Annotated in this window: 13 protein-coding genes; 12 read left to right on the top strand and 1 reads right to left on the bottom strand. The window is 60.9% G+C overall.

What is annotated here, in order from left to right; genetic code table 11:
- Nucleotides 1–150 precede the first annotated feature (150 nt).
- On the bottom strand, nucleotides 151–666 hold the full coding sequence (locus J2Y56_RS28130; RefSeq protein WP_007945759.1) for a DUF2062 domain-containing protein: 516 nt from the start codon (nucleotides 664–666) through the stop codon (nucleotides 151–153).
- Between the two features lie 141 nt (nucleotides 667–807).
- On the opposite strand from J2Y56_RS28130, the gene J2Y56_RS28125 reads away from it, so the two are divergent.
- The 12 genes from J2Y56_RS28125 (at nucleotide 808) to J2Y56_RS28070 (ending at nucleotide 12,277) form a co-directional block, all read left to right on the top strand.
- The gene (locus J2Y56_RS28125; protein WP_310354058.1) at nucleotides 808–3,042 is read left to right on the top strand and encodes a DNA internalization-related competence protein ComEC/Rec2; all 2,235 of its coding nucleotides are present in this window, start codon (nucleotides 808–810) and stop codon (nucleotides 3,040–3,042) included.
- 97 nt (nucleotides 3,043–3,139) lie between these two features.
- Nucleotides 3,140–3,775 carry a MotA/TolQ/ExbB proton channel family protein gene (locus tag J2Y56_RS28120; RefSeq protein WP_007945756.1) on the top strand — a complete coding sequence of 212 codons (636 nt, stop codon included), beginning with the start codon at nucleotides 3,140–3,142 and terminating at the stop codon, nucleotides 3,773–3,775.
- Nucleotides 3,772–4,203 (top strand): biopolymer transporter ExbD, encoded by a 432-nt coding sequence (locus J2Y56_RS28115; RefSeq protein ID WP_007945755.1) that lies wholly within the window; start codon nucleotides 3,772–3,774, stop codon nucleotides 4,201–4,203. Before J2Y56_RS28120 ends, J2Y56_RS28115 begins: the two co-directional genes overlap by 4 nt.
- On the top strand, nucleotides 4,203–5,213 hold the full coding sequence (lpxK, locus tag J2Y56_RS28110) for a tetraacyldisaccharide 4'-kinase (protein WP_007945754.1): 1,011 nt from the start codon (nucleotides 4,203–4,205) through the stop codon (nucleotides 5,211–5,213). Before J2Y56_RS28115 ends, lpxK begins: the two co-directional genes overlap by 1 nt.
- 25 nt (nucleotides 5,214–5,238) lie before the next feature.
- A complete protein-coding gene (locus J2Y56_RS28105) occupies nucleotides 5,239–5,424 on the top strand; it encodes a Trm112 family protein (protein ID WP_007945752.1) in 186 nt (61 codons plus the stop codon).
- Nucleotides 5,421–6,185, top strand: a complete 765-nt coding sequence (gene kdsB, locus J2Y56_RS28100) for a 3-deoxy-manno-octulosonate cytidylyltransferase (RefSeq protein ID WP_310354054.1) — start codon at nucleotides 5,421–5,423, stop codon at nucleotides 6,183–6,185. The genes J2Y56_RS28105 and kdsB overlap by 4 nt, the downstream gene beginning before the upstream one ends.
- Nucleotides 6,185–6,649, top strand: a complete 465-nt coding sequence (locus J2Y56_RS28095; protein WP_007945748.1) for a low molecular weight protein-tyrosine-phosphatase — start codon at nucleotides 6,185–6,187, stop codon at nucleotides 6,647–6,649. The genes kdsB and J2Y56_RS28095 overlap by 1 nt, the downstream gene beginning before the upstream one ends.
- Nucleotides 6,646–7,665 (top strand): UDP-N-acetylmuramate dehydrogenase, encoded by a 1,020-nt coding sequence (gene murB / locus J2Y56_RS28090; protein WP_007945747.1) that lies wholly within the window; start codon nucleotides 6,646–6,648, stop codon nucleotides 7,663–7,665. Before J2Y56_RS28095 ends, murB begins: the two co-directional genes overlap by 4 nt.
- Nucleotides 7,666–7,906: 241 nt before the next feature.
- Complete coding sequence (locus tag J2Y56_RS28085) at nucleotides 7,907–8,377, top strand: (2Fe-2S)-binding protein (RefSeq protein WP_007945745.1); 471 nt, start codon at nucleotides 7,907–7,909, stop codon at nucleotides 8,375–8,377.
- Nucleotides 8,374–10,695 carry a xanthine dehydrogenase family protein molybdopterin-binding subunit gene (locus tag J2Y56_RS28080; protein WP_310333871.1) on the top strand — a complete coding sequence of 774 codons (2,322 nt, stop codon included), beginning with the start codon at nucleotides 8,374–8,376 and terminating at the stop codon, nucleotides 10,693–10,695. Before J2Y56_RS28085 ends, J2Y56_RS28080 begins: the two co-directional genes overlap by 4 nt.
- A complete protein-coding gene (locus J2Y56_RS28075) occupies nucleotides 10,695–11,678 on the top strand; it encodes an XdhC family protein (RefSeq protein ID WP_310333870.1) in 984 nt (327 codons plus the stop codon). The genes J2Y56_RS28080 and J2Y56_RS28075 overlap by 1 nt, the downstream gene beginning before the upstream one ends.
- Nucleotides 11,675–12,277, top strand: coding sequence for a nucleotidyltransferase family protein (locus tag J2Y56_RS28070; RefSeq protein ID WP_310354050.1), 603 nt, complete (start codon nucleotides 11,675–11,677; stop codon nucleotides 12,275–12,277). Before J2Y56_RS28075 ends, J2Y56_RS28070 begins: the two co-directional genes overlap by 4 nt.
- The last annotated feature ends 81 nt before the right edge of the window (nucleotides 12,278–12,358 follow it).

Below are 12,358 nucleotides of genomic sequence, written 5' to 3'. Positions count from 1 at the left end.
TCCCACGGTCCGTACTGGCTAGAGTCGGAATCGAGCTTTTAGTCCCGCCCACCCCTTCAAGTCTAAACATACAAGCGAGCCTGCTCGCGATGACGTCATCACAATCACCGCAATAAAAACGGCCTCCATCAATGGAGGCCGTTTTGCATTCTACATCCGGCTTTGCTTGCGCCGCTTCCACTGCCGCGCCACCCACCAGCGCCAGTACATCATGGTCAGGAAATAGGCGAGGGCGCCCAACACCAGTCCGGTGATGACCGACCCCAGCAAAAACGGTTGCCACAGGGTCGACAGTTCGCTCCTGACCCATTCCCAGGACATTGAGTCGGGTAACTGGCGGGTGGGCACATCCAACAGCCAGGCGCCGGTCTGGTACGTGCAGAAAAATACGGCAGGCATGGTAATCGGGTTGGTCAGCCAGACCAGGCTCACCGCAATCGGCATGTTGCCCCGCACGATGATGGAAAGCACGGCGGCCAGCAGCATTTGCATCGGGATCGGCAAAAAAGCCGCGAACAGGCCCACTGCCATCGCTCGGGCCACGGAGTGGCGGTTGAGGTGCCAGAGGTTGGGGTCATGCAGCAATGTGCCGAGAAAGCGTAAGGATTTGTGTTCCTTGATGCTGGTCGGGTCTGGCATGTAGCGTTTGAACAAGCGCCGGGGCATAAGGCTTCTCGGTCGGTTAAGGTGGCAAGTATGTCTGGATTCTGCGAACCCCCCATTCAGACTTTGTGACAATTATTAACGGCGTCTGTGCGATTAGCCGGCTAAGCCTAAGCCAAGGTGGGAACTCTCCAGGAGGAGTGTATGCGCACAGGGACGTTGGCGCTGGCGTTGGGTCTGTTGGCTTTGCGTTTTTTACCGGTTTTACCGCCGGTCGGGTTATGGATGTTACTGCCGCCAGTGGGTTTGATGTTGTTGCCCTTTCGGACGTATCCGTTGGCTTTTTTCCTGTTCGGCTTCAGTTGGGCATGCGCGAATGCGCAGTGGGCGCTGGATGATCGCCTGCCACTGAAGCTGGATGGCGAAACCCGCTGGATAGAGGGGCGGGTGACGGGGTTGCCGCAGAATGCCGACGGCGTGGTGCGATTCGAACTGACGGACAGTCAATCACGCCGAACGAAGCTGCCCCAACGTTTGCGGTTGGCCTGGTACGACGGACCGTCCGTCAACAGTGGCGAGCGCTGGCGATTGGCGGTGAAGTTGAAGCGACCCTCCGGGCTGCTCAATCCGAATGCCTTCGATTACGACGCCTGGCTGCTGGCGCAACACATCGGCGCGACCGGCACGGTCAAGGCGGGTGAGCGACTCAACGAAGCCCGAGGGGCTTGGCGCGATGGCATCCGCCAGCGTTTACAAGCGGTCGATGCCCAGGGCCGAACCGCAGCGTTGACGGCGCTGGTACTGGGAGATGGCGCCGGGTTGAGTCGTGAGGAATGGCAAGTACTGCAAGACACCGGCACCGTGCATCTGTTGGTGATTTCCGGGCAGCACATTGGATTGTTGGCGGGGTTGGTCTACCTGCTGATTGCAGGGTTGGCGCGCTTTGGCTTGTGGCCAGGGCGTTTGCCGTGGCTGCCCTGGGCCTGCGGGTTGGCGTTCTCGGCAGCGCTGGCTTACGGGCTGTTGGCCGGCTTCGACGTCCCGGTGCAGCGCGCTTGCGTGATGATCGGTCTGGTGCTGTTGTGGCGTCTGCGCTTTCGTCACCTTGGCGCCTGGTGGCCGCTGCTACTGGCGCTGAATGGTGTTTTGCTGCTGGATCCATTGGCCAGTCTGCAACCGGGCTTCTGGTTGTCCTTCGCCGCCGTGGCTGTGTTGATCTTCACCTTTGGCGGGCGGTTGGGCCCTTGGCGATGGTGGCAAACCTGGACCCGGGCTCAATGGCTGATCGCAATCGGTCTGTGCCCGTTGCTGCTGGTGCTCGGCTTGCCGATCAGCATCAGCGGGCCGGTGGCCAATTTGCTGGCGGTGCCCTGGATCAGTCTGGTGGTGTTGCCGCCTGCCTTGCTCGGGACATCGCTGTTGCCCATCCCTTATGTGGGTGAAGGGTTGCTGTGGCTGGCAGGCGGTTTGATCGACGGGCTGTTCAAGGCGCTGACATGGGTGGCCGCGAAATTACCCGCATGGGTGCCGGCGGCGGTACCGTTGTGGTGTTGGGGGCTCGGTACTTTGGGAGCCTTTCTACTCTTGCTGCCGCGAGGTGTGCCGCTGCGCCCTTTAGGGTGGCCATTGTTGCTGTTGCTGGTTTTTCCGCCTCGGCCGTTGTTGTCTGAAGGCATGGCTGATATCTGGCAACTGGACGTCGGCCAAGGGTTGGCTATCCTCGTGCGTACCCGCCACCACACGCTGTTGTATGACGCCGGACCGCGTTTTGGCGATCTCGATATCGGTGAGCGGGTGGTGCTGCCGTCGTTGCGCAAACTCGGGGTAAAGGAACTCGACCTGATGCTGATCAGCCACGCCGACGCCGATCACGCCGGAGGTGCGAGAGCAGTGGCCAATGGCTTGCCTGTCAAGCAGGTACTCAGTGGCGATCCCGAGGCGTTGCCGGTCGAACTGCAAGCCCAAGGATGTGAAGGTGGTCGGCAATGGAGCTGGGACGGTGTGAATTTCCAACTGTGGCAATGGCCGTCAGGCCATGACAGCAATCAAAAGTCCTGCGTCTTGCACATAGAGGCCAGCGGCGAGCGTCTGTTGTTGACCGGTGATATCGACACCGCTGCCGAACGGGCCTTGCTTGAGAGTCCGCTGGCGGTGACCACCGATTGGTTGCAGTCACCGCATCACGGCAGCCGCAGTTCCTCATCGATGGCCCTGTTGAGCGTGTTGCAACCCAAGGCGGTGTTGATTTCCCGTGGGCAGGGCAATTCTTTTGGTCATCCACACCCCACGGTCGTGGCGCGCTATCAGAAACGCGGCATGGCGATTTACGACAGCGCCGAGCAAGGTGCCATTCATCTGCAATTGGGGCGTTTCAAGCCACCGTGGACAATGCGTCTGGAACGGCGTTTCTGGCGCGATCCACCGCCCACCAATAAATAGCCGAGAGTTATTAAAGCCCGACCGGAAGCGACATCACGGTCTTCGGTGCGCTCACCCCCTATGTTAGAGTGGCGCACTTTTTCGAGGGGACGACACTGTGTGGGAATTGGTCAAATCCGGCGGTTGGATGATGCTGCCGATCATTCTGAGTTCCATCGCGGCCATGGCGATTGTCGCCGAGCGTCTCTGGACCCTGAGAAGCAGCCGCGTGACCCCGGAGCATCTGCTCGGACAGGTCTGGGTGTGGATCAAGGACAAGCAACTCAATAAACAAAAACTCAAGGAACTGCGCGCCAACTCACCGTTGGGCGAGATCCTTGCGGCGGGCCTGGCCAACTCCAAGCATGGTCGCGAGATCATGAAAGAGTGCATCGAAGAGGCCGCTGCGCGGGTGATTCACGAACTCGAACGCTACATCAATGCCTTGGGCACCATCGCGGCCATGGCCCCATTGCTGGGGCTGCTGGGCACGGTGCTGGGCATGATCGATATTTTCAGCGCGTTCATGGGTACGGGCATGGGCACTAACGCAGCGGTACTGGCCGGTGGTATCTCCAAGGCCTTGATCACCACGGCTGCGGGCCTGATGGTCGGCATCCCGGCCGTGTTCTTCCACCGTTTCCTGCAACGTCGCATCGATGAACTGGTGGTGGGCATGGAACAGGAAGCGATCAAACTGGTCGAGGTGGTGCAAGGTGACCGTGATGTGGACCTGACTGAGGGCAAAGCGTGAAATTCCGCCGCAAGCCGCGGGAAACGGTGGACATCAACCTCGCGTCGCTGATTGACGTGGTGTTTATTCTGCTGCTGTTTTTCGTTGTCACGACCACGTTTACCCGTGAAACCCAGCTGCGTGTCGAGTTGCCGGAAGCGGTCAGCGGTGCTCCGGCTGAAGATCAACAGGTCAAGCAACTGGACATCGGTATCAACGCCGAAGGCGTGTTCTCGCTGAACAACCGGGTATTGCCCAAGAGTGACCTGGCGACAGTGATGGAAGCGCTGCAAAAAGAATCCAACGGCGACACCAGCCTGCCGCTGTCCATCAGCGCTGACGGCAAGACTCAACATCAGTCCGTCATCACCGCCATGGACGCGGCCGGCAAGCTCGGTTTCAGCCACTTGCGCATGACCACTGTCGAAGCGGCTCCTCCCGCGCCCTGATGGCCATGTCTGATCGCTTGCTCGCCGCGTGGTACGAAGGTCATCCGGCCCTGAAGTTGTTGCAGCCACTGGAGTGGTTGTATCGGCGCGTGGTCATGAACAAGCGCAAGCGATTCCTGGCCGGTGAGGGCGAGATCTATCAGCCACCCGTACCGCTGATCGTCGTCGGCAATATCACGGTGGGTGGCACCGGCAAGACGCCGCTGATTCTGTGGATGATCGAGCATTGCCAGCGTAGCGGCTTGCGGGTGGGCGTGGTCAGTCGTGGTTACGGCGCCAAGCCGCCGCAATTGCCATGGCGCGTTGCAGCGGATCAAAGCGCTGACTTGGCGGGCGATGAGCCGCTGTTGATCGTCCAGCGCACCGGCGTGCCGTTAATGATCGACCCGGACCGCAGCAGCGCGGTCAAGGCACTGCTGGCGAGCGAACCGCTGGACCTGATTCTTTCTGATGACGGCATGCAACATTACCGCATGGCGCGCGATCTGGAACTGGTACTGATTGATGCAGCCCGAGGCCTGGGCAACCAGCGTTGTCTGCCCGCCGGACCGTTGCGTGAACCGGTCGAGCGCCTGCAAAGCGTCGACGCGGTGCTCTACAACGGTGCCACGGATGATCGCGACGGCGGGTTTGCCTTCCAGCTGCGGCCTACCGCCCTGATCAACGTGCAAAGTGGTGAACGACGTCCCCTCGACCACTTTTGCGCCGGCCAGGCGCTGCACGCCGTGGCCGGGATCGGCAATCCGCAGCGTTTCTTCACAACCCTCGAAACGCTACACTGGCGGCCAGTCCCGCATGCGTTTGCCGACCACGCCGAATACAGCGCGCAGGCTTTGAATTTCACACCGTCATTGCCGTTGGTGATGACGGAAAAGGACGCGGTGAAGTGCCGTGCCTTCGCCGCCGCCGATTGGTGGTACCTGGCGGTCGATGCTGTGCCAACTCCGGCCTTCGTGGCCTGGTTCGATACGCAGCTGATGCGCCTGTTGCCGGATCGTCTTTTGCCTTAACTCCGTTTTTACCCAGGGAATGCTCATGGACACCAAATTGCTCGACATCCTCGCTTGCCCGGTCTGCAAAGGCCCACTCAAGCTCAGCGCCGACAAGACCGAGCTGATCAGCAAGGGCGCAGGCCTCGCGTACCCGATCCGCGACGGCATCCCGGTGATGCTCGAAACCGAAGCGCGCACCTTGACCACCGACGAGCGTCTGGATAAATGACCACAGCCTTTACCGTTGTCATTCCATCGCGTTACGCCTCCACCCGTTTGCCGGGCAAACCGCTGCTGTTGATCGCCGGCAAGCCGATGATCCAGCACGTCTGGGAACAGGCCAGCAAAAGCAGCGCGCAGCGCGTGGTGGTTGCCACTGACGATGCGCGCATTGTCGAGGCCTGCAACGGGTTTGGCGCTGAAGTCGTGCTGACCCGCGAAGACCACAACTCCGGCACCGACCGCCTGGCCGAAGTGGCAACGAAACTCGGCTTGGCGCCCGACGCCATTGTGGTCAACGTCCAGGGTGATGAACCGCTGATCCCGCCGAGCGTGATTGACCAGGTCGCGGCCAACCTCGCTGCCCACACTGAAGCGAGCATGGCCACCCTGGCCGAGCCCATCGAAGACGTGGAAACCCTGTTCAACCCTAACGTGGTCAAGGTCGTCAGCGACCTCAATGGCCTGGCGTTGACCTTCAGTCGTGCGACATTGCCATGGGCGCGGGATGCGTTCGCCCAAAGCCGCGAGCAATTACCGGAAGGCGTGCCGTATCGTCGCCATATCGGGATTTATGCCTACCGCGCCGGTTTCCTCCATGACTTTGTCAGCTGGGGCCCGTGCTGGCTGGAAAACACTGAATCCCTGGAGCAACTGCGTGCCTTGTGGCACGGCGTGCGGATTCACGTGGCTGATGCGTTGATCGCGCCGCCCACCGGAGTCGACACCGTTGAAGACCTTGAGCGCGTTCGTCGTCTGCTGGAGGCCTGATGCGCGTTCTGTTCGTGTGCCTGGGCAACATCTGCCGTTCGCCAACGGCCGAAGGCGTGCTGCGGCACAAACTGCGTGAAGCGGGGCTGGCGGATCACATTGAAGTCGCCTCCGCCGGTACCGGTGACTGGCACGTCGGCAAGGCGCCGGACAAACGCAGCCAGGCCGCGGCCAAACTGCGCGGCTATGACCTGTCCGCCCAGCGCGCCCAGCAAGTCACCCGCGCCGATTTCGCCACTTACGACTTGATCCTGGCGATGGACAACAGCAACCTGCGCCACCTCAAGGCCTTGCAACCCGCCAAGGGCAAAGCCGAGCTGGATTTGTTCCTGCGTCGCTTCCAGTCGGAACTCGATGAAGTGCCGGACCCGTACTACGACGGCGACCAAGGCTTCGAACAGGTGCTGGACCTGATCGAGCGCGCCAGTGATTTGCTGGTGATCGAATTGAAGGGACGGTTATGAGTTTGCAGGTTCAATCGCAGGTGTCACTCAAGCCGTTCAACAGCTTCGGGGTCGACGTTCAGGCTCGCCTGTTCGCCGAGGCCCACAGCGATGCCGACGTGCGTGAAGCCCTGGCCTACGCCGCACACCATGATGTTCCGTTATTGGTGATCGGCGGAGGCAGCAATCTGCTGCTGACGGCTGACATCCAGTCACTGGTGCTGCACATGGCCACACGCGGGATTCGCATCCTCAGTGATGACGGCAGCAAAGTCGTGATCGAAGCCGAGGCCGGCGAGCCTTGGCATCCGTTCGTGCAGCACACCCTGGCGCAGGGCTTGTCGGGCCTGGAAAACCTTAGCCTGATCCCCGGCACTGTCGGTGCGGCACCGATGCAGAACATCGGAGCGTATGGGGTCGAGATCAAGGACGTCTTCGCCGGCCTGACCGCGCTGGATCGCCGGAGCGGTGAGCTGCGGGATTTCACCCTGCAAGAATGCAACTTCGCTTACCGCGACAGCCTGTTCAAACAGGAGCCGGGACGCTGGTTGATCCTGCGTGTTCGTTTCGCCCTCGACCGCGCTGCGCACCTGCATCTGGAATACGGCCCGGTGCGTCAGCGCCTGACCGAACAAGGCATCGAGCAGCCGACGGCCACGGATGTCAGCCAGGCGATTTGCAGCATCCGTAATGAAAAGCTCCCGGACCCGGCCGTGCTGGGCAATGCCGGTAGCTTCTTCAAAAACCCGTTGGTGCCCGCAGCGCTGGTCGCACAGCTCAAGGGCGAATACCCGGATCTGGTGGCTTATGCACAGCCCGACGGGCAAATGAAGCTGGCGGCGGGCTGGTTGATCGAACGGGCAGGGTGGAAAGGTTTCCGCGAGGCCGACGCCGGCGTGCACAAGTTGCAGGCTCTGGTGCTGGTCAACTACGGCAGCGCGACGGGCCTGCAATTACTCCATTTGGCGCAGCGTATCCAGAAAGACATTTCGGATCGTTTTCATGTCGACCTGGAAATGGAGCCCAATCAGTATTGAAGCTACGCTTTCAAGACTGATCTCAAAAGCCCTGCACACGTTCTGCTGTGCAGGGCTTTTTTGTTAATACTGGGTTAACTTAGCCACCTAACGATGCAAACATTTGCTCCACAAAGGCCCGGTGCAGACATTCCCGTCGCATAAAAGAGCCTCATTAGCCTGAGTCGATCTGCGTGTCACGAACCAAGATCCCACGGCAGATTGCTCGACCCCATAACCCAAGCACTATGCGGGCGTGCCCATGATTACCCTGAAGCTCAACGGTCAAGACCATTCACTCGACGTCACCGAGGACATGCCGCTGCTCTGGGCCATCCGCGACGTGGCCGGTTACAACGGCACCAAATTCGGCTGCGGCATGGGCCTGTGCGGCGCTTGCACCATTCACATCGAAGGATCGCCCGCCCGCAGTTGCATCACGCCGATTGGCTCGGTGGTCGGGCAGAACGTCACCACCATTGAAAATTTGCACACTGACCCGATCGGCCAAGTGGTCCAGCAAGCCTGGCTCGATACCGCCGTCGCACAATGCGGCTTCTGCCAGGGCGGGCAGATCATGTCGGCGACAGCGCTGCTCAAAACCCATCCGAACCCCACCGACGCGCAAATCGAAGAGGCGATGGTCGGCAACATTTGCCGCTGCGGGACTTACAACCGCATCAAGACCGCCATCCGCCAGGCCTCCACCCACTTGAAGGAGGCCAAGGCATGAGCCAGTTACCGAATGATTTTGCCCTGAGCAACCTCAGCCGACGCGGTTTCCTCAAAGGTGTCGGTGCTACCAGTGCGTTGGTGCTGGCTGCCAGTTGGGGTTGGCAGGACGCTTTCGCGGAAGAAGCATCGAAGAAGTTCGGCGCCGACGGCATGCCCCACGGCGCGATTGATGATCCCAAGGTATATGTCAGCATCGCCACCGATGGCACGGTGACCGTGATCTGCAACCGTTCGGAAATGGGCCAGGGCGTACGCACCAGCCTGACGATGGTGGTGGCCGATGAACTGGATGCCGATTGGGCAAAGGTGAAAGTGCAACAGGCACCAGGCGACGAAGTGCGTTTCGGCAACCAGGACACTGACGGCTCGCGCAGCATGCGTCACTGGTACGAGCCCATGCGCCGATGCGGTGCCGCCGCTCGAACCATGCTGGAACAGGCCGCCGCCAACCAATGGAAAGTGCCGCTTGGCGAGTGCCATGCGCAACTGCACAAAGTGATCCATACGCCGACCGGTCGTGAGTTGGGCTACGGCGAACTGGCCGTGGCGGCCGGTGCGCTGGCGGTACCCGCTCGCGACAGCGTACGGCTCAAGGATCCATCGCAGTTTCTCTACATCGGCAAGGAAGGCACCAAGGCCATCGACGGGGCAGACATCGTTAATGGCCGCGCCGTCTACGGGGCCGACGTGCATTTCGATGGCATGCTCTACGCCACCATTGCGCGTCCGGCGGTGTATGGCGGCAAGGTCAAAACCTTCGATGCCAGCGCCGCGATGAAAGTCCCTGGCGTGATTAAGGTGTTGCAGATCGGCGCCAGCCCGGTGCCGTCTGAATTTCAACCCTTGGGTGGCGTGGCCGTGGTGGCCAAAAACACTTGGGCGGCAATCAAGGGCCGCGACGCACTGAAGATCGAGTGGGATGACGGCCCGAACGCCAGCTACGACTCGATTGCCTATCGCAAGGAGCTGGAAGCCGCGTCCCTCAAGCCCGGCAAAGTGGTGCGCAATACCGGCAACCTTGAGGAGGCCATGGACAGCGCCGACACTGTCCTCGAAGCGTCCTATTACCTGCCGCACCTGGCGCAGGCACCCATGGAGCCGATGGTTGCCATTGCCCGCTTCAAAGACGGAGTCTGCGAAGCCTGGGGGCCGAGCCAGGCGCCGCAAGTGACCCGCACAAGGATTGGCGAGCGCCTCGGCATCCCGTTCGATAACGTCACGTTCAACGTCACATTGCTCGGTGGTGGTTTCGGTCGAAAATCCAAGCCTGACTTCATCATTGAAGCGGCGATCCTCGCCAAGGAATTCCCCGGCAAGGCGGTGCGGGTGCAATGGACCCGTGAAGACGACATCCACTGTTCCTATTTCCACACCGTGTCGGCGGAGTATCTCAAAGCCGGGCTGAACAAGGACGGCCTGCCGTCCGCCTGGCTGCACCGCACCGTGGCGCCAAGCATCACTGCGCTGTTTGCACCGGGCATGAACCATGAGGCAGCGTTTGAGCTGGGCATGGGGTTCACCAACATGGCCTACGCGATTCCCAACGTGCGCCTGGAAAACCCGGAGGCGACGGCTCATACCCGCGTCGGCTGGTATCGCTCGGTGTCGAACATCCCGCACGGCTTTGCGATTCAAAGCTTTGTCGATGAACTGGCGCACAAGGCCGGGCAGGATTCGCTCAAGTACCAGATCAGATTGCTTGGCCCGGATCGCCAGATCGATCCGCGCACGCTGAGTGACGAGTGGAACTACGGCGAATCCCCCGAGCGTTATCCGATCGATACTGCAAGGCTGCGCACGGTATTGGAAACCGCTGCCAAAGCCGCCGGTTGGGGGCGCGAGCTGCCCAAAGGCCGAGGCTTGGGGCTGGCGGTGCAATACAGTTTTGTCACCTATGTGGCGGCGGTGATCGAGGTCGAAGTCAAGGATGATGGCACACTGATCGTGCACAAGGCTGACATCGCCGTGGATTGCGGGCCGCAAATCAACCCCGAACGCATTCGCTCGCAGTTCGAGGGGGCCTGCGTCATGGGGCTGGGCAATGCGGTGCTAGGGGAGATCAGTTTCAAGGACGGCAAGGTTCAGCAAGACAACTTCCACATGTACGAAGTGGCGCGTATGTCCCTGGCGCCCAAGGAAATCGCCGTTCATCTGGTCACCCCGCCGGGCGTTGTGCCCCTGGGCGGTGTCGGTGAACCGGGCGTGCCGCCGATTGCGCCGGCGCTGTGCAACGCGATTTTCGCCGCCACGGGCAAACGTATCCGCAGCCTGCCCGTTCGCTTTCAACTGCAAGGTTGGCAGAAGGCACAAGCCTGATGGACAGCGTCGATCTGAATGTCCTGCGCAGCGTGCTCGAATGGCGCCGCGCTGGTCAGCGGGTGGTGCTGTACAGCGTGGTCCAGACCTGGGGCACCGCGCCTCGGGCACCTGGCGCCATGTTGGCCTTGCGTGAAGATGGCGTGGTGATTGGCTCGGTGTCGGGCGGTTGTGTCGAGGATGATCTGATTGCCCGGCTGCACGACGGGCGTATCCCGACTGACGGGCCACCGGTGCAGTTGATCACCTACGGCGTCACTCGCGAGGAGGCCGCGCGGTTTGGTTTGCCCTGTGGCGGTACGCTGCGCCTGACCGAGGAGCAGGTTGGCGATCCGCATTGGGTCGCCGAGTTGCTGACGCGCTGTGAGGCTCATGAAATTGTCGCTCGCACGCTTGATATTGCGACGGGTGAAGTGCTGTTGCAGTCAGCGGACAAGGCCGATGTGCTGAGTTTCGACGGCAACACGCTGCGCGCGATTTATGGTCCGCGTTGGCGCCTGCTACTGATCGGCGCCGGGCAATTGTCCCGTTACGTCGCTGAGATGGCGCGGCTGCTGGACTTCGAAGTACTGATTTGCGACCCACGCTCCGAGTTCGTTTACGGGTGGGAAGAGCAGCACGGTCGCTTTGTCTCGGGCATGCCTGATGAGGCGGTGCTGACCATCCAGACTGACGAGCGTACGGCCATCGTCGCCTTGACTCACGATCCTCGCCTGGATGATATGGCGCTGCTCACGGCCCTCGACTCCAAGGCCTTTTATGTCGGCGCGCTGGGCTCGCGGGTCAACAGCCTGAAGCGCCGGAAAAACCTTGCCGAGCTAGGCTTGTCATCACGGGCGATCGAGCGCCTGCATGGTCCGATCGGGTTGCACATAGGCAGCCACAGTCCGGCGGAAATCGCCTTGTCACTGATGGCCGAAATTGTCGCGATCAAGAATGGCGTCGAACTGAAGCAAAAAAAGCCGTTGCAGGAGGCTATATGAGTGAACCCATCGGCGTCATTGTGCTGGCAGCGGGGCAGGGCAGTCGCTTTCGTCAGGTGGCGGGGGCTGACAAGGACAAGCTGTTGGCGGACTGCACGGGGCGCGACGGCACTGTGCGTTCGGTGGTCGAGCAGGTGTTGGTGAGCGTGCCGGTTTCGCTGGATAAACGGGTGCTGGTGACGACTGAGGATCGCCCGCAGGTGATTCGCATGGCTAAGGCCTACGGTTTCGAGATTGTGTTGATCAAGTCGAGTGGGATGGGCGATAGCATTGCGGCTGGAGTGGCGGCGTGTCCGAACCTTGGTGGCTGGATGATTATGTTGGGGGATATGCCTTTTCTCCTGCCGTCGAGTATTGAGCGGGTGGTGGCGCAGATTGCTGCAGATTGCGTCAGTGTGCCGGTGCATGAGGGCAAATACGGGCATCCGGTCGGGTTCGGTCGCAGCTTTGGGGCGGGGTTGGCGGGATTGTCCGGTGACCATGGCGCCAAGCCATTGTTTGCGCAGGGGCGGGTGGTTGAGGTGGCGGTGGATGATCCCGGGGTGATGTGGGATGTGGATGTGCCAGAGGCACTGTCCTTCAAACCGAGGGTGTACTGAATTCTGTGTAAACGGCGTTGCTGTTAATCCTGCAAAAGCCTGTCTTCGAACTGGATACTGAACCTGTTCAAGGCCCCCGCC

It is taken from the genome of Pseudomonas sp. BE134, from assembly GCF_031456105.1.
In the GTDB taxonomy this organism is placed as follows: Bacteria; Pseudomonadota; Gammaproteobacteria; order Pseudomonadales; family Pseudomonadaceae; genus Aquipseudomonas.
Note: the sequence above shows the minus strand (reverse complement) of the source record. Positions and strands in the feature narration are given on the sequence as shown.